The 16,722-nt window shown below is 68.2% G+C and carries 20 protein-coding genes; 1 reads left to right on the top strand and 19 read right to left on the bottom strand.

Features of this window, described 5'->3' with window-relative positions:
* Positions 1–45: 45 nt before the first annotated feature.
* On the top strand, positions 46–378 hold the full coding sequence (locus EXE58_RS18940) for a YnfA family protein (RefSeq protein WP_135269283.1): 333 nt from the start codon (positions 46–48) through the stop codon (positions 376–378).
* A 311-nt stretch (positions 379–689) separates the two neighbouring features.
* On the opposite strand, the gene EXE58_RS18935 is transcribed toward EXE58_RS18940, so the two are convergent.
* From EXE58_RS18935 to EXE58_RS18845, 19 genes are all read right to left on the bottom strand, one after another.
* Complete coding sequence (locus EXE58_RS18935) at positions 690–914, bottom strand: DUF2188 domain-containing protein (protein WP_135269282.1); 225 nt, start codon at positions 912–914, stop codon at positions 690–692.
* Between the two features lie 214 nt (positions 915–1,128).
* Positions 1,129–1,908 carry a DUF305 domain-containing protein gene (locus EXE58_RS18930; protein ID WP_167289017.1) on the bottom strand — a complete coding sequence of 260 codons (780 nt, stop codon included), beginning with the start codon at positions 1,906–1,908 and terminating at the stop codon, positions 1,129–1,131.
* A gap of 169 nt (positions 1,909–2,077) precedes the next feature.
* Positions 2,078–2,989 carry a cation diffusion facilitator family transporter gene (locus EXE58_RS18925; RefSeq protein ID WP_135269280.1) on the bottom strand — a complete coding sequence of 304 codons (912 nt, stop codon included), beginning with the start codon at positions 2,987–2,989 and terminating at the stop codon, positions 2,078–2,080.
* A complete protein-coding gene (locus EXE58_RS18920) occupies positions 2,989–3,693 on the bottom strand; it encodes a methyltransferase family protein (RefSeq protein ID WP_135269279.1) in 705 nt (234 codons plus the stop codon). Before EXE58_RS18920 ends, EXE58_RS18925 begins: the two co-directional genes overlap by 1 nt.
* Positions 3,686–4,372 (bottom strand): cation diffusion facilitator family transporter, encoded by a 687-nt coding sequence (locus EXE58_RS18915; RefSeq protein ID WP_135269278.1) that lies wholly within the window; start codon positions 4,370–4,372, stop codon positions 3,686–3,688. Before EXE58_RS18915 ends, EXE58_RS18920 begins: the two co-directional genes overlap by 8 nt.
* Positions 4,372–5,154, bottom strand: coding sequence for a cation diffusion facilitator family transporter (locus EXE58_RS18910; RefSeq protein ID WP_135269277.1), 783 nt, complete (start codon positions 5,152–5,154; stop codon positions 4,372–4,374). The genes EXE58_RS18915 and EXE58_RS18910 overlap by 1 nt, the downstream gene beginning before the upstream one ends.
* Positions 5,151–5,546 (bottom strand): ArsR/SmtB family transcription factor, encoded by a 396-nt coding sequence (locus tag EXE58_RS18905; RefSeq protein WP_135269276.1) that lies wholly within the window; start codon positions 5,544–5,546, stop codon positions 5,151–5,153. The genes EXE58_RS18910 and EXE58_RS18905 overlap by 4 nt, the downstream gene beginning before the upstream one ends.
* 529 nt (positions 5,547–6,075) lie before the next feature.
* Positions 6,076–9,078 carry a LysM peptidoglycan-binding domain-containing protein gene (locus tag EXE58_RS18900; protein WP_135269275.1) on the bottom strand — a complete coding sequence of 1,001 codons (3,003 nt, stop codon included), beginning with the start codon at positions 9,076–9,078 and terminating at the stop codon, positions 6,076–6,078.
* Positions 9,075–9,494: a TadE family protein gene (locus EXE58_RS18895; RefSeq protein WP_135269274.1), complete on the bottom strand. Its 420-nt coding sequence runs from the start codon at positions 9,492–9,494 to the stop codon at positions 9,075–9,077. The genes EXE58_RS18900 and EXE58_RS18895 overlap by 4 nt, the downstream gene beginning before the upstream one ends.
* Entirely contained in the window at positions 9,491–9,886 is a 396-nt protein-coding gene (locus EXE58_RS18890; RefSeq protein WP_244242325.1) for a TadE/TadG family type IV pilus assembly protein, read from the bottom strand. The genes EXE58_RS18895 and EXE58_RS18890 overlap by 4 nt, the downstream gene beginning before the upstream one ends.
* 29 nt (positions 9,887–9,915) lie before the next feature.
* Positions 9,916–10,263, bottom strand: a complete 348-nt coding sequence (locus EXE58_RS18885; protein WP_244242322.1) for a TadE family protein — start codon at positions 10,261–10,263, stop codon at positions 9,916–9,918.
* A gap of 19 nt (positions 10,264–10,282) precedes the next feature.
* Positions 10,283–10,471, bottom strand: coding sequence for a hypothetical protein (locus EXE58_RS18880; RefSeq protein WP_135269271.1), 189 nt, complete (start codon positions 10,469–10,471; stop codon positions 10,283–10,285).
* A gap of 25 nt (positions 10,472–10,496) precedes the next feature.
* Positions 10,497–11,399, bottom strand: a complete 903-nt coding sequence (locus EXE58_RS18875; RefSeq protein ID WP_135269270.1) for a type II secretion system F family protein — start codon at positions 11,397–11,399, stop codon at positions 10,497–10,499.
* Positions 11,396–12,229, bottom strand: a complete 834-nt coding sequence (locus EXE58_RS18870) for a type II secretion system F family protein (RefSeq protein ID WP_135269712.1) — start codon at positions 12,227–12,229, stop codon at positions 11,396–11,398. The genes EXE58_RS18875 and EXE58_RS18870 overlap by 4 nt, the downstream gene beginning before the upstream one ends.
* A 5-nt stretch (positions 12,230–12,234) precedes the next feature.
* Complete coding sequence (locus EXE58_RS18865; protein WP_135269269.1) at positions 12,235–13,692, bottom strand: TadA family conjugal transfer-associated ATPase; 1,458 nt, start codon at positions 13,690–13,692, stop codon at positions 12,235–12,237.
* Complete coding sequence (locus tag EXE58_RS18860; protein WP_135269268.1) at positions 13,689–14,453, bottom strand: P-loop NTPase family protein; 765 nt, start codon at positions 14,451–14,453, stop codon at positions 13,689–13,691. The genes EXE58_RS18865 and EXE58_RS18860 overlap by 4 nt, the downstream gene beginning before the upstream one ends.
* On the bottom strand, positions 14,453–15,127 hold the full coding sequence (locus EXE58_RS18855; RefSeq protein ID WP_135269267.1) for an SAF domain-containing protein: 675 nt from the start codon (positions 15,125–15,127) through the stop codon (positions 14,453–14,455). The genes EXE58_RS18860 and EXE58_RS18855 overlap by 1 nt, the downstream gene beginning before the upstream one ends.
* Before the next feature lie 28 nt (positions 15,128–15,155).
* Positions 15,156–15,791: a hypothetical protein gene (locus tag EXE58_RS18850; protein ID WP_244242321.1), complete on the bottom strand. Its 636-nt coding sequence runs from the start codon at positions 15,789–15,791 to the stop codon at positions 15,156–15,158.
* A gap of 290 nt (positions 15,792–16,081) precedes the next feature.
* Positions 16,082–16,639: a hypothetical protein gene (locus EXE58_RS18845; RefSeq protein ID WP_135269265.1), complete on the bottom strand. Its 558-nt coding sequence runs from the start codon at positions 16,637–16,639 to the stop codon at positions 16,082–16,084.
* Positions 16,640–16,722: the final 83 nt, after the last annotated feature.

The following is a 16,722-nucleotide window of genomic DNA, read 5'->3' as shown; positions in this document are numbered from 1 at the left end:
TACGCGCCCACGGCATTGCGAGGACCGGCTGGAAGACTCGCCGCCATGGTCGTGAAGTCGCTGCTGCTGTTCGCCCTGGCCGCTTTGGCCGAGATCGGTGGCGCCTGGTTGGTCTGGCAAGGCGTGCGCGAGCACCGAGGCTGGCTGTGGGTCGGTGCCGGGGTCATCGCGTTGGGTCTGTACGGCTTCGTCGCCACGCTGCAGCCCGATGCGAACTTCGGCCGCATCCTGGCCGCGTACGGCGGCGTGTTCGTGGCCGGGTCCTTGGCCTGGGGCATGGTCTTGGACGGGTTCCGTCCGGACCGGTACGACGTCGCCGGTGCGCTGGTGTGCCTCGTCGGGGTGGCGGTCACCATGTACGCGCCGCGGACAGGCTGACCCTCCTCTCCGGCTGGGATCAGGCTGGCGACAGGAGCGCACTGTCGGTCCACATCTCGACGACGGTCCACGTCGAACCGCCCTCGTCAGGTGCCGCAACGATGATGAGACCGTCGTGCTGACCGCCAAGGCTGCGCCACTTGAGCAGAAGGGCTGCCTGCGTGCCGTACGAGCCTTCGTACCATCAGTGCCGCAGGGGTGGCGGCTGACCCGCAGGTGACGGTTGGGCTGGTGGCTCCGTCTTCGTGCGAAGCGGTCCGGCGCCGGGGGCGTCTTGGCTGTATGCGTCTGTGCGGCCGGTGGGGCCGTGTTCAGCCGGGGATGTTGCGGGGGTCGTTGCCATAGGTGTTGCGTTCGGCAATGGTGCCGTCCAGGTTGCTTATGAGGTGCTCGACCTGGCGTTCGCGGGCCTCCTCACGCCCGACACCGACGGCTTGCTCCTTGGTGTCGTACTCGCCTGGCAGTTCTTCGAGAGCTTCGACGCGGTTCTTCCACTTGCCGTCAGCGTGGTAGGTCTCGATGTCTCCGGTGGGCATTTCGTGTCCTCCTCGTGTGGCATAGCCGGACGGCCTTGGAGGTCGAGTACCCGCCAGCAGCGGCGGCGATGCACCAGGTGCGAGGCTCCATGTACTGAGGGACGTTGTGGTCCCAGGGTCGGCAAGACAAGACAGGCTGTCCAGCACTGTGAGCCCAGACGGGTAGAAGCAGGTCAGGTGGTGCAGCTCGTCTAGGAGTCGGCGACAGGCTCAGCTACCGCATCATCCGCGGGCCGCCCGTGCCGTGCATGCCGTTCCATCCGCTGTCGCGCGGGCCGTGGTTCATGCCACTCCACCCGCCGTCGCGCGGGCCGCCCATGCTGTGCATGCCTCTCCACCCGCTACCGCGCGGACTGTGCTGCCAGTCGTACCCGAACCAGTCTCGGAGCCACCGGCGCATCTGGAAGATCTCGTCGTGCTGCTCGCTGCGGATGGTTCGAGCCAGCGCCGCGACTTCGTCGTGCTCGGCCAGTCCCCGCGCCAGCAGCCGCTGCGACATCATCACCGCTGCCATGTGGTGCCGGGTCATGTCCTGCAAGAACACCCGGTCCAGTCTCTGACCGGACAGCCGGGTCAGGTCCCGCATCGTCGGCTCGTAGTTCACTTCGTCGGTCCGGTTCGGGTACCAGTCGGCCAGCCACTGCTGCATCTGGTCGATCTGGGCGGACTGTGAGGCGACGATGGCGGCACCGAACTCACGTATCCTCGCGCGCGGTGAGCGCCGCAGCTCTCGTGCCGCCGCGACCGCTTCCTCGTGGTGCGCGACCATCTCGGCCAGGTAGGCGTCCTCGCTGCTCACTCGTATCCCGTGCATGCCACCGGGCATCATCGGTCCAGGCCCGTGCCAACCCGGCTGCCAGTTTCGATGGGGCCGGTCGTCCCGGTCAGACATCATCATTGCGCCGCCGCGTCCGGACCATCGGTCATCGTTGTCCGCAACATTCACCGCGACTGCCGTGGTCGCACCGACCAACAGCACCGTCACGACGGCCACGAGCCACACCACAGGGCGTCTCATCTCAAACCTCCAAGGTTCGCTCCCTCCACCGTGCGCTAGGCGTGAAGCCATGACCAGAGGCGAACGTCCTGCGCCCAGCGCAGACTGGTCCACCAAGGGCGGGCGGCGGCTGGTGCCGACGCTGTGTGACGGTCGGCCGGGTCGGCTACCAGTCGAGCTCTTGGCAGCCCTTGTCGGCTGCTGCCTCGACCTGCAAGGTGGCGTGCTCGATGCCGTGGTCGGTGCGGAGCACCCGTCGCGCTTCGGTCAGGACGCCAGCTGCGGTGGTGGTGTCGCGGGCGACGAGGTGGGCGGTGGCGACGTGCATGCCGGAGGTGAGGGTCCACACGTGGAGGTCGTGGACGTCGTCGACGCCGTCGATGGCCTCGAGGTCGGCGGTCACGTCGTTCATCTCCATGCCGGCGGGGACGTGTTGGCCGAGGACTGCGAGGACTTCGCGGCCGAGCATGACCGCACGCACGGCAACGAAGGTGCCGATGGCCAGCGCCACCAGGGTGTCCCAGTAGGACTCGCCGGTGGCCGCGACGAGGAGGCCGGCGGCGATGACGCCGACCGAGCCGGCGGTGTCGGCGACGACCTCGAGGTAGGCGCCCTTGACGTTGAGACTCTCGGCGGCGCCGCCGCGCAGCAGGACCATCGCGATGACGTTGATCAGCAGGCCTACGGCGCCGACGACGAGCATCGGACCGGTCTCGACCGTGACCTCTTCCCCGATGCGACCGAACGCCTCGATGACGACGTACACCGCGACACCCAGCATCAGCAGGACCGCCAGGCCGGAGGCGAAGACCTCGGCGCGGTAGGAGCCGTAGGTCCGGCGTCCGGTGGTGTCACGTCGGGTGGCGATGCGGGTGGCGACGAGCGCGGCGCCCAGGGCGACGACGTCGGCTGCCATGTGGCCGGCATCCGAGAGCAGTGCAAGAGACCCGGACAGCAGGCCGTAGGTGAGCTCGACGACGAAGAACACGGCGATGAGGGCGAAGGAGACTGCGAGGCGCCAGCGGTGCCGCCCGCCCGCATGCCCTGCTGCGGGTCCGTGGCTGTGTCCGGCGCCCATCAGGCGACTCCCTCGGTGGTTGTGCGCCGGTCGGTCGAGCCGTCGGCAGAGTTGATGGCGGGGTGGTTGGTGGGTCTGGGTGTCGCGCGTCCGAGGCCGGGGATGAAGCGGCCGACGGTGGCCGCGTAGGCGGCGTAGGACTGGCCGTGGGTGCGCACGAGGTAGGGCTCTTCGACGACGCGGACCTGAAGCTGCAGTGCCACGAGGAGCAGGGCGAACCCGAGGAGCGCCACCAGGTTGGGGACCATGAGGGCGAGGCCGAGGCCGGTGGCGGCCATGGCGGTGAAGATGGGGTTGCGCACGAGGCCGAACGGGCCAGCGGTGACGAGGTCGGTGCGTTCGGTCTCGTCGACGCCGATACGCCAGCTCGTGCCCATCGCGAGCTGGGTGGCGAACGTGGCGAGGACGCCGGCGACCGCCACCCCGGCACCGACCACCTGCACGACCGCATCGCCCAGGGCTGCGACCGGCTCGAGCCCGAGCAGGGCGGTGACGGGGCCTAGGACGCCGGCTAGGAGCGCGGCGGTGAACAGGACGCCGGCCCACCACTCGGCAGAGCCGAACCGTCCTGAGATGCCTCGCCAGCCGGTGTCACCGGTACGGCGCCACTGCAGCCAGGTGCGTAGCCCGAACCCGACGCCGAGGTAGACCGCGTAGATGGCCAGCGCGGCGACCGCGACCGCGTCGTTGCCCAGCTCAGTCATCGTTCTCCTCCTGTTCGTCGTCGTCTTCAACGAGTTCGCCCTCCCAGGCCTCGCGTCCCTCATGGATGGCGAACGCGGCGATGACGAACCCGGCGAGGGGGTCGAGCCACGCCGCACCGGTCAGGGCGTACAGGCCGAGGCCGACGAGCGTGGAGATGCTCAGCAGCACGCAGATGCGGGTCTCCGCGGCGTCGGCCAGGATGAGCGGGTCTCCGCCGAGTTGTTCACCGACTCGTCCCTTGGCACGGGCAAGCAGCGGCATCACGACCACTGAGGCGACCAGCAAGACGATGCCGACGGTCGAGTTCTCCGGCGGTTCACCTTCGAGCAGAGACCGGGTGCCCTCGAGAACGACGTAGGCGGCCAGGACGAAGAACGTGACCGCGACGGCCTTGAGGGCGCGTCTCTCCTTGGCCTCGTCGGCTTCGCCGTGGCGGAGCCGGGCGGCGAGCCGGAGCCCGACCAGGACGGAGGCGGCGGACTCGATACCCGAGTCCAGCCCGAACCCGACCAGGGAGACGAGCCCGGCCATCAGACCGACGGTGATGGCGACCGCGCCCTCGATGACGTTGTAGGCGACGGTGAACTGAGCCAGCCGCAGCCCGCGGCGCGTGAGCCGTTCGGTCTCGGCGTCGGTCAGCGACGGAGAGCCAGGCAGGTTGTGCGCGGGTCGAGACATCACGGCCGCCTGCCGATCTCGAAAACCTCGGAAACCGGGGCGGTGGGCTCGTGGTTCTGGTCGACGGGTGTGCAGCAGCCGTCCGTGCACGTGCCGCCGCTGCAGCACCCGTCGCCGGCTTCCTCAGCTTCTGTGCCGATGCCGACGGGTCCGCACCCGCAGTTCTCCCCGCGCCACGCCTCCCGGCCCTCCTTGACGGCGACGGCGGCGATGACCAGGCCCGCGATGGGGTCAGCCCACGACCAGCCGAGCGTCGCGTTCAGCACGAGCCCCACCAGCAGCACCGCAGACAGGTACGTGCAGAGCAGCGTCTGCGTGGAGTCGGCGACCACCGCGTTCGAGCCGAGCGCCTTGCCGGTACGGCGTTGGGCCCAGGACAGGAACGGCATGATGACCAGCGACGCCGCGGCCAGCGCGATGCCGACCGTCGAGGTGTCCGGGTCGTGCCCGCCGAGAAGCGCGCGCACCGACTCGAAGGTGACGTAGGCGGCGAGCGCGAAGAACGACAGCGCCATCAACCGCAGCGCCTGCTGTTCACGGGACTCGGGGAGCCGGTGGCGGAACTGCCACAAGATGATGAGACCGCTGGACACTTCGACGACCGAGTCGAGGCCGAAACCCACGAGCGCGACTGACCCGGCGATGATGCCGGCGGAGATAGCGATGACCGCCTCGATGAGGTTGTAGGTCACCGACGCGCCGGCGAGCAGCTGGGCACGGCGACCGAGGCGCGCCTTGTCCTGAAGCGTCAGCGCGGCCGGGGCGTGCACGTGGGCGCTCATCGAGAGTCCTTGCGGAGGGTGTCGGTGCCGAAGTTGGGGCACAGCGTGACGGCGTCACCTGTCAGCCCGAGGAGCTGCTCGGCGGCGGCGAGCAGATCGAGCACGGCTTCCGGGTGGGTGAGAGAGAACAGCGACGCGCGGCCCTGGGGTCGGGAGTCGACCAGGCCGCAGTCCTTGAGGCAGGCGAGATGCTTGGACACCGTCGACTGGGCGAGCCCGAGGTGCGCCATCAGGTCGACGACGCGGTGCTCACCGAGGGCGAGGTGGCGGAGGATGATGAGCCGGTTCCGGTCGCTGAGGCCGTGGAAGAGGCAGGCGGCAGCGTCTAGCCCCGCGCGTTCGAGGGACGCAAGCGGTCCAGTAGCGGGAACATCGTTAGTTGTTGGCAGCATGATTCAGCGATGTTAGCGCATCACGGCGTGAGTGTCGTCCTCGGTTGGACGGGCAGTACGAACGCACTCCAGTCCCAAGGGAGTTCCTTGCCATGTTCGGGCCTGGTCGCCGATGCCACCCACTACACGTTCGTCGACTAGTCGAGAGGCAGTGCGACTTGTTCCTCCGGCAGTGTGACGGTCGCTCAGCTCAGCGTGTCGGTGACTGGGCTGGCATAGCCTGGCAGCGCCGTAGCAGCGCTCGCACCCGCAAGACTCCACATGTCGGGCGCGTGCTCGATGAGTCCAGTCGCTGGGTCGCGCTGCCGATCGGTGGTCGCTGCCCATGACCGCTGTTCTCGTGCCGCGAAGCAGTTCTCTGCACTTGTGCTCTTCGCCCAATCGCGGTACCGATGCCAGGCCGCCTAGAGGCGACGCGGTGCGACTGTCGCCAGGATCCAGGTGTCCACGGCATGTGTGTGATCGCGACGTGAGCAATGGTGGCAGATGCCAGGGCAGGAGCCTTTGCCTCGGAGCGTCGGGATACTGCTCATCCGGCAGATCGGGATCGTGAGGTCGCCCAACCGCGCTGCCGAACGATGCGCGAGGTATGTGCGGGCGTGTCGAGGGGACCGAGGCCGTCATCGGATCGGTCCAGAACTGCATCTGCCAGCAGCCGCTCCGCAGCTTCATCTTCGCCGCATGCGCTCCTGACCGCGACGAGATCAAGCCGGCTTGTCTCGTCGTACGGACAGGCGAGGTTGCCAGTCTCGGCGGCGAATCGGGCGAGGTCGAGGTCGCCAACGCTTAGCGCCTGGGTGGTCACGATGTGTGCCGTGTCAACGATGGCGCACGACATGATGTGGTCGAGGCGCTCGCCCTCGAAGAGCCACGACCATCCGGTGGGCCTCAGATCGGAGAAGGTTTCACCGCTCACGAGGGTCAGCGCCGTCTGGAGATCATCGATGCCGGCCGCGCCGCGACTCTGTCCGCGGGCTCGTAGTCGGCGGAAGAGATCGAGATCCGTAGCCACACCGCTGAGGACGTACCGGGCTCCTTCGCCTTTGACGTGCGTCTGACGAGCATTTGGGAGGTGGGGTTTGCCGGTCCGTTTGTCCGTACCGAGCCAACCTCGGAGGATGCCGAGATCCTTCCGAGCACGCTCGGGCTGGATGCCGAACGCTGTGCCGATCTCATCGGCCGTGGCTCCATTAGGGCGGAGCGCGAGGAAACTGAGCAGTTCGATGTAGAACGGTCGGCGGTGCGCCATTCTGCGCGCGTCACCCAAGGTCCGAGCGGACACCGGGCCCAGGAGCGTGAGTTTCGGCCCCATCAAGTGCGGTGACTGCCAACGGGCGACCTCCTCATCGAGGTCAGGATCTGACTCCGACACCTGCTCCTGGGTGGACTCGGAAACGACGGGCGCCAGGAGGTCTACGTCTTCACGAGTCGTGGCGGCGACCTCCGCGTACTCCGTGGCCGACAAGGGAAGCAGGGATCGGTCACCAGCAGGGCCTTGGGGTCTTGGCTCGGTGAGCGCTGGAGCGAGCCCCCCTCCCACGGTGGTGGCCCCGTCTGGCTGGAGCGGCGGGATTGTCTCCTCGGGGATATCGCGAGTCAGGTCGATCAAGGTCGAGCAGGCCACGGCATCCTCTGCGGTGAGGCCGGCTGCTGTCAGGGTGAGGCCGAGTTCGGTGCCGGTGAGGCGTCCCTCCGCGTCGAGTGACAGCTGCGAACTTGAGTCCACCGGATCGAGTGAGATGGTGACGATGGCAGCGCCGGCCCGCCCGGGATATGAGGCGACGACCTTGCGGAGGGCGTCGTGCTGGGCGTCCCCAGACGAGGCGATCACGACCCGGAACTGGTCGGGCTCCAGTGCGGGGTCTTCGGCTTCGAGGCCGCTAGCTAGTTCATCGAGGAAACCGTCGTCGGTCTCTGGGTGGTGATGGTGTCGCGAGGGATCCATGTCGGCGAGCTCGCCTGCGATGCCGATCGTGTCGACCTCGACCAAGGTCGACCAAGGGCTGAGCGAGAGCTCGGCGGTCAGGTGGCGGCCCAAAGCGGCAGCGCGCTCGGGATCACCGGTGATGGCGACGGTTCGGACCTCTTCCAAGTTCACCAGGACGAGCGAGCCGGCGTCGTCCATGCCGATGCTGACGAGCAGCGGGTAGGGCGCGACGTCGCCACTGGACTCCTGAATGTCTGCGGACAGGTCGAGTGACCACGCCGCCTGCTCTCCCGCCCAAGGCGCGGGGAGGTAGGCCGCTTCGGTCAGGTGCAAGGTGATCTTATCGGCGCTGAGCTCGACTGTGCTGAGACGAGGGACGTCAGAGCTGATCGTCGCCAACTGGCGCAGTGCCCGATCGAGAACGTCGACTCGCGGTGCCGACACCGTGCCGGTCAGGTGCGCCGTCTTGTCCACGTCGAGAAGCTCAGCTGGCGGCGGGACGAGCACGTGGCCGGGAGTGCGATAGCGGCGCTGTGTACGACGCTGTTGCCGCAGGACCAGCAGCATCGAACCGGCCAGCACAGCCCCTGCCCCGGTCAGGCCGACCAGTGCCCACCCAGGCGTGGCGGAGCCGCTCGTTTCATCAACACCCGCGCGAGCGGTATCGGGGCTCGAATCTTGCGATGACGGATCAGGGACCACTCTGGGGGTGGGGAGGCGCCCCGGCTCGGCATCTCGCTCGATCTGCTCGGACTCGGAAGTGTTCGTCCGAACCTGGCTTGGCAAGGTCAACTTCCAGCCGGGCAGGATGAGGTTCGGGTCCCCGAGCTGTCGCCCGTCGGGCTGCACGGTGTCCTGTGAAGCCACGAAGATTTCCGGGTACGCCGACGCTTCGCCGAGCTCTCGCTCGGCGATCTCCGAGAGCGTGTCGCCGGGCTGGACGACGTACGCCTCGCCGTTCGCCCTTTCATCCGGGATGCGCAGGATGAGGCCGGGCGTGATGAAGTCTGGCTGTCCGTTGAGGACATCGCGGTTGAGCGCGACGATCCCGCCATACCTTGTGCCGTCGCCCAGGTGCTCTTCGGCGATCCGCCACAGGCTGTCGCCGCGCTTGACGGTGTAGAACTGCGTCGGAGTCGGGTCGGGGGACTGCTGCGGCACGGAGACAGCAGGGGCAGGGGAAGCAGCTGGGGGAGCGACCATTGAGGGGACAGGCGGCGCAACCCCTGCGGCAGGGGGCGTACCTAACAACGAAGGCGTGAGCGGCGCACTCACGAAGAGCAATGCCGCCACCGCTATGAGCCGCCCGGCCGCGAGCTGAGGGACGGCCAGTCCGGGAAGTCGCAGGGGCGGGCCCCCGCGGAGGCGCCCCACGGCTTCCGCGCCCAACGACACCACCATCACGGCCCAGGCGATCCAGGCGACTCCACTGATGAGGACCAGAGCCAAGGTGCCGTCGTCGGGGGCGGTGAGCTGAGACCAACCGAAGTCGGAGGGACGCGGGACAGCATCGATGGCGATCAGTGTCGATGGCATCCCAATGACGAGAAGAAGGATCGCCAGGCATCCCGCGAGTCCGATCAGGCGGGTCTTGAGTGCCGTCATTGTTCTGTCCCTCCCAGGCTGCGGACGAGTCGCGCTGATGCCGAACCCGTCACGGGCAGGTTGTTGATGCCGATGAGACCGAGGAACCGGGTGCTGTAGGAGTCGTTGACCTCGACGGTGAGTTCCGTGCTTCCTGAGACGGCGACCGTTCCGTCGACGTGGGCAGCGGTCAGGTACGCCCGAGCTGCTTGAGAAGCGGCGACGGCGTCGACGTGGACGTACGCGCCGTTGATGGCGGGCGCGGCCTGTACTTGTTCCCCGCCGGCCCGTGCGGCCTGGGCGGCGAGGTCGTGGGCGCGTTGCTGGGCGTGCACCTGTCCGCCGAGGTCTACGGCGAGGCCCACAAGGAGCATCATTGCCACGCTGGTCAGTGCCAGCCAGATCGTGATCGCTCCGCCTTCGCCGTTCCGCGTCATGGCGTGCGCTCCCGCCACGAATCAAGCGGGCTGCTCATGGAGGAGCGGAGCAGGCGACTCCCGGGCAGTCCCGGGATGCTCAGGTCCGACAGCTCGAGACGGCACGCGACGGTAACCTCGACGGATCCCTCACGTCCGAGAGGGAGCGCGAAGGCTTCGCTGTCGACGCTCACGTCGATGCTGCGGCAGTCAAGGTGCTGGTTGTCGAGGCTGGTCTGGGCCGCCGTTCGTGCCGCTTCGTCGGCGGCAGTTCCAGTACGAGCAAGTGAGGCAGAGCGCGCGGCGTCTGCCGCAGCGGATTCGAGCGCCTGGTGGGCGGTTGCCGTACGTCCCCCCAAGACGATCAAGACGACGAACAAGGCAAAGGCAGGCAGCCCCACCACGGCCTCCACAGCCGCCGACCCTCGTTCGCTCCGCCGCTTCATGACAGGCGTTCCACCGGCATGCTCGCCGCCTGCCGGATCTCGGGTCGCCACCCTGGGATCACGCTGAGTGCGTATCCGCGAACGATGACGGTTGCTCGAGTAGGCGTGCGATCGGCGGTGACAGTGGGCGAGGTCAGTACCTCGTCACCACCTGCCACGGCGACGAAGTCCTGCGCGGCCGAGATCCCTAGTCCTTCGTGGCCGTTCTCGGCCGCAACGACCCGGGCACCCTCCTGAGCGGCGGCGATCGCCACCGTCTGGGCGTGGTGATAGAGCGCGGCCTGCATCCCCAGGAAGAGGACCGCCATCAAGGCAGGCAGCAGAATCACCAGCTCGATGCTCACCGAGCCACGTTCGCTGCGCCTACTGGATGTTGCCGGCCTGCGTGGTGACATATGTCCGGATGGCCACGACGACGATCCCCGCGATCGCGATGAAGGCGACCGCCCAGATCACGTGCTCGATCGTGACCGAACCGCCCTCGCGGCGTCGGTCGTGTCGCAGGTCCAGGACCAGTTGCGCTGCGACCAGCAGCGTCACGATGCATCTCATCGGTTCTTTCCTCTCGTTGTTGCTGTCAGGTGTTCCCGAACATGCGAAGCAGTGAGGGCGCGATCAGCAGCGCCATGAAGACCACACCGAGCAGTGAGCCCGGGATCGACATCCGCTCGCCGACCGCGTTGGCCTCGGCGAGCTCGTCGTTGAGCATCGCGGTGCGCATGGCTCCGGATCGGGCGCGGAGGGTGGCGTACACGCTGGCGCCTTCCTCTCCGGAGAGGCGCATGATGTCGGCGAAGTCGTCCAACTGGGGGAGACCGAGCTCCTCGGCGAGAGAGTGGAGCGCATCCCACGGAGGCAGCCCGGACCACCGCGACCGGCTGAGCTCTTCGGCGAGCCTGGTGAAGACCCATGAATCGCCGATCTCCGCGGATGCCTCCATCGCCTGCCGTGCGCCCGACCCGCTGTTGCGCTCGAGCGCCACCAGCTCGATGTATGCACCCAGCGCTCGTTGGAACTCGATTCGTGCTCGCCTGGCGTCGTCGATCGCGTTGTAGTTCGGCAGGAAGAACATCACCGCAGCCAGCCCGAGCGTCGCGACGAAGGGGACGCTGATCGGCAGGCCCAGCCCGATCAACTCGAAGAAGAGTCCGAGCATCGGTGCCAACACCAGTCCAGCTGCGGCGTAGGCCAGCTTCTCCCCGTAGAATCGCGCCAGCGGGATCCGCAACAGTGCCAGCTCGCGGTGCGGCGTTCGCACCCACAAGCCGGGAGGAAGGGTGCGCATCGCCCAGACACCGACCCGTTCCTGCGCCGTGGTTGGAGCGGCGCGCGCTGGTCCGGTGGTCGGACGGGCTGGGGCCAACCGGTCCAGTGCGTCAGCGAGATCCGGGTGTGCAGGGACCAGGCGTACGACGAGCAGGGCGACGCCGAGGCCGATCAAACCGCCGGCCACGAGTGCGAGTTGAAGGCCGGTGATCATGCGGCTGCCCTGCGTGCGTCGAGGAATCGGGGGAGCGGCTTGCCGAGGGCCATCCGGCGCATCCAGACGAGCGTGGCGACGTACGCACCCAGCAGCAGCACCAGGACCACCTGGCCGACCGGAGTGCCGTACGGCTGCACGTAGTCACCTGAGACTGCGAGAGCGACTAGCGCGGACGCGCTGATCAACGTCACCCAACGTGCCGTGGCGCGTGGCTTGGCCCGGTCGGCTTCGACCTGGCGACGCGATCGCACGTCGGCGGACACCGAACCCGCCAGCCCCTCCAACACGCTCGCCAGCCCCGCGCCCCGGCGTCGGGCGCCCAGGATCAGGTTCGCCGCTATCAGGTCGCCGGTGGAGTCATCGAGCTCGTCCGCGAACGCCCGCAAGGCGTCCTCGGTCACCCAACGTGCGCGGAGCCGGGAGACCAACCGGTTCACCTCGCCCGCGATCGGTGCCGGTGTGGACCTCAGCGTCGCGACGAGGGCCTGCTCCAGACCGACGCCGACCGTGAGGACACCGGCGAGTGATCGGGTCCATTCCTCCATCGCCTCGAGCCGCACGATCCGGGCGGCCGCATCGGGAACTGTCAGCAGCATGGGCAGGCCGACCGCTGCCAGCGGACCGAGAAGCAGGGCCAGCACCCAGCCGGTTACCAACCAGCCAACCACGCCGACCACCGAGCCGACGCCGACCAGGAGTCTCGTCCGCCGCGAGATCCCGCGGCGGATGCGCCGTGGTGCCTTCGGTCCCACTGGAACGGGTCGGAGCCCGATCACGAGCGCGATCGATCCGGTGACGATCAGCGCGCCGGCCAGCGCGGGCACCATGACGATCACGGCCGCATCCCCTGACCGGTGAGATAGGCCGAGAGGTCGAAGCCGTGCTCGACCAGTGACTGGTAGGTATCGGGTAGGACCCCGGGGACGGCAACTCCGTCCGGGCCGGCGGCGAAGACATGTGTGGTGGCGTAGCCGGTCTCCCTCTCGCCGGGGTCGATAGCCACGATCTCGGCGACTCGTCTCGTGCGGGATGCGACGCCGGCGCGGGTCGTCGTACGCAGGTCCAGGTGGACGATCAAGTCGAGGGTGGCGGCGAGCTTGCCGGTCGCCAGCGTCTGGGTGATGTGTTGACCGGCCTCCATCGCGCACGTGACGAGCTTGCGGACCGCGGCGACGGCGTCGGATGCGTGGGTTGTCGAGATGGAGCCGGTCCCGGACTCCATCGCCTTGATCATCGCCCAGATCTCGCGCCCCCGGACCTCCCCGACGATCTGGCGGGAGAGGTTGAAGCGGAACGAGTCCGTCAGCGCCTCGTCGAGGGTGAACTCGCCCGCCTGACATCCGTCCAGACCACGCTCGCCCGATCCAGGGCGCGACTCCCACGCGTGGACCATGTCGTGGCTCTTCAACTCGTGGAGGTGCAGCTCGTACTCGGTCTCGAAGGTGCCGAGCATCTCCTGCGAATCGATCTCTCCACACAGCGCGCGCACCAACGTGGTCTTGCCCGCGCCCTGGCACCCAGAGACCACGATCGACTTCCGAGCGCGTACGGCGGCCCGCAGGAACGACGCGGCCACCGGGGTGAGCATGTCCCGCGCCACGAGGTCATCGAGTGTCACCTGCATCAGCCGGTGACGTCGGATCACCACGGATGGCCGAGGCGTCACCCATGCGGCGGCTGCCAACCGGGCACCGCCATCGAGGCGCATGTGGAGACGGGGTTGAGCCTCGGAGAAGGCACGCGCGTTGACCTCGCTGCGAGAGGCGAGGAACACGAGGAAGTCGATCAGCTCCTCGTCGGACCCGGCGACCGGTGGGCCCGGGAGGATCGTCCCGTCGATGAGCTCGAGCCGGACCTTGTCGTACCCACTGATCATGATGTTCTCGACCCGGTCGTCATCGACGAGGGGTTGCAAGCGACCCAACCGGAACAGGGAGTCGAAGACTGCACGCGCGAGCGCCTGTTGCTCGGCCAACGTCCAGGCAGCGGATCCGGCGTTGACCGCCTCGGCCATCGCGGACTCGATCAGGTCCAGCACGATCGCGCGGCCGTACTCCTGCTGGGCTCCCTTGTCGAGGCGTCCTCGCTCGGCAGCAACCGCCTGGCTCAAGCGCTCCGAAGCCTGTGACCGGAGGGCCGCGACGAGGCCCCAGTCCAGCTCGTTGTCCGAGTGATCGAAGTCGAGGTCCGAGATCTCGCCAAGTCCTGACGTGTCGACCGGCAGGGGATCGGCTGCTTGGGCGAAGAAGGGCAGCGATGTCAGGTCGTCGATTCGAGCTTCCGCGGTCACGCCGGTGCCTCCGTCAGCAACTCGAACCGACTACGAGCGATCGTCGCCTGGATCGACGCAGCAGCGGCTCGCATCGACCGCACGAACGGGCCGGACTCGAAGTTGCGTGGGGGAGTGGCGCCGCGATGGAACACGGCCGCGCCGTCGGCAGCGTCGGCCACCGTGGCGCACACCGGCAGGTCCAGCACCTTGCCGACCTCGCGGGATCCGTAGGGCTCGCCCTCACCGATCAGGAGCACTCCGGCCTGTCGCCAACTGCGCTCACGACGTACGGCGCCCGCCCAAGTGCGCGCTGCCGCGAGCGCGGGCAAGGTCGAGCGCGTCACCAGCAGGGAGAGATCGGCTCCCGCGAGCAGCGGTTCCGGGCATCCGACGAGACCAAGGCGGCCGGCATCGACGATCACGTCCTGTCCCTGTGCATCCAGCTCGGCAAGCGCTTCACCCAACGGCTCCCAGACGCGGGTGAGAGCAGTCGCCTGGGCGGGTGATCGCGTTCCGGCGACGAAGAAGGAGTGCCCATCGTTGAGCGGTCGTACGACGTCGCGCAGCGCGTCGGCAGGAGACGCGGGGGAGAGCGCCAGCTCAATCAACCCGACGTCGTACTCCCGGGTGCCCCGGAAGTAGCCAGCCAGCACACCGGATCCGCCGGTTGGATCTGCCTCGATCAGCAGCACCGGACGCGGCCAGGTCAGCGCCAGTCCGACGGCCGTCGTGGTGACGCCGGGAGATCCCGACGCGGAGGTGAGCGCCATGACGGCCATCAGCGCTCTCCCGAGTCCAGGACGAGGGCGACGTTGCCAGTCGCGACTCGAGCGGCCAGCACCCCAGCCTCGGCTCGAGGAACCAGTAGGTCGACGACGAGCGCGCCGGTCATCTTGTCCGTCCTGGCGCCCACCACCTCGGCCTCGTTGAAGGGCGGTGACCCAGTGGGCGCATCCGCCCCTTCGCCGGGGGTCAGCACGACCCGGACCCGGTCGCCATTCCTCAGCGTCAGGCCGGGCGCCTGCGCGGCGGTCAACGCGACACCGACGACGGACATTCCATCCGGGGGCAGCGGTTCGGCTTGGGTGGCGGCTTCAGTCAGCAGGCTCCCGGCCGCGATGTCCAGCGCCGCACGCTGCCCGAGGATGTCGTCGTACGCCGACGCAGGCAGCGGCTGCAATGCGGGATCCGCGTTGATCCGCACCCGAGCGATGTCGTCGCTGGTGATCACCGCTCCGCGAGCAATCGTGTCGCGAGCTGCCAGCACTTCCTGGGTGTTCGTGGTGGCCGACCACGCCCACCCGGCAAGGACCGCGCCCAGGGCCACCAGCGCGACAGCAGCGGCGATCAGGGCGGGTCGGCGTCGCAGCTTCGGAGGCGGCGCGACGGGAGGGCCGGCGGGCGCCGGCTCAGGGCCGGTCATCCTGTCGTCTCGCGTGATGGTGTGCGTCATCCTGTCGCCTCTCACGTCTCATCGCCCGCTACTGCACGAGCACCTGCGCTTCTCCGACCGCGATCCGGGCCATACGGGTGAGCCCGTTCAGCCGGATGGTCCCGGTCTGTCCAGCCCCCGACCAGGTGACCACCCACGACGACGTCGCCGTGACCGTGAACTTGTCGCCTTCCTGACCGGCGCTGGACTGTTGATAGGTGTGCCCGCAGTCCGGGGACGCCTGCATGCCGAACTCCGGCCGGTATCGAGTGCCCGGGGTCGAGCACACGACCTCCGTGCCGTCGCCCATCGACCAGGTCACCTTGAGCAGGCTGGCGGTCGCCGTCACCGTGATGCCGCCCGCGCTCGCAGTCGCGGTCACGGGTCCCACCGTTTCGGCGTCCGGCTCCTTGGCCCACATCCAGACCGGCATCCCGACGATCCCGATGCTGTCCTCGTCTGCCTTGGGTGCGATCCCGATGCGGACAGCCTTCAAGTCCATCGACGCGATGGCCTGCTCGGCGACGACTCGTGGAGTTGGGCCTTGGCCTGCCTGGTCGGGCGGGTTGGCCAACCACAGCGGCACGATGATCCCGGTCTGCGGCTGATAGCAGAGGTAGACCGCGCCGTCTCCAGGCTCGTGACCTTGCCACGCAGCGTCGCCCGCCTCAGGCTGCGGATCCATCAGCCGGATGTAGCAGTTCATGGTGTTGGACCAGTAGCCGCTCTCCGAGTCGCAGGGGACGGGCCCGGCCGGTGGCTGCGAGATCCCCTGCTTGGCGGGATCCCAGTAACAGGCATGACCGGAACCGGTGTCCTTCGGTCCCTCCTCGCCTGGCTCACCGGGAGTTCCTGGAGTGCCCGGGACGTCGACCCACACAAGACAAGCGCCTGTGGATGCGTCTACTTGTCCGCACTCAGTGTCCGCATGGACGGGTGCCGCGCAGAGGATTGTGAACAGGACCGTGAGGACGGTCACGCGGCCGAGCACGGCGCCTTCTCCAGGTCTCGTCCGGACGCGATCCGCCAGCCTCCGGACGGGTCTTCTTTCCAGTGGTGATTGGTGACCTGATAGCGGGTCCAGCCGCGGTCTGCCCGCTCGGGGCTCACAATCGACTCTCCCTTGGCATCCACGACATCGACGTCGGAGACGTCCCAGCAGATGTCCATCTGAGCCGTCGGAACCTGACCGTCGAGATTGACTGACTGGACCACGGCTTCCACCACGCGCACTTCGCCCGTCTGGCGATTCGCGGCCGCACGCTGTCTGCGGGTGAATACTTCCTGAGCCGCGAGTTGCTCACCGATGGCCACCCGCTTCAGTTGCTTGAGTGGTCGATCCGAATTCTGACGGAGCCGATCGAGCGTGGCGAAGTAGTCGGCCGCGAGCTCGGCGACTGCCTGCTCTGCGATGGCCGTATCGCTCGGTGGATCACTCGTGGACGAACTCAGCGACGGTGACGAGCTCGAGGGAGTCTCGGTGGGAGTCGTCGTACTCGCTGGGTCCTCGCTGCAGCCGGCGAGCGCGCTCACGAGGAGCGCTGCGACAGCCAGCGCCAAGGTCCTCCGTGTGTTCGTCATGCCCGAGACCCGTTCCGGACTGAGCCACCGAGACT

The sequence above is a fragment of the Nocardioides seonyuensis genome (genome assembly GCF_004683965.1).
GTDB classification, from domain to species: domain Bacteria; phylum Actinomycetota; class Actinomycetes; order Propionibacteriales; family Nocardioidaceae; genus Nocardioides; species Nocardioides seonyuensis.
The sequence above is the reverse complement of the archived record's forward strand: the minus strand, read 5'-3'. Positions and strand labels throughout refer to the sequence as shown.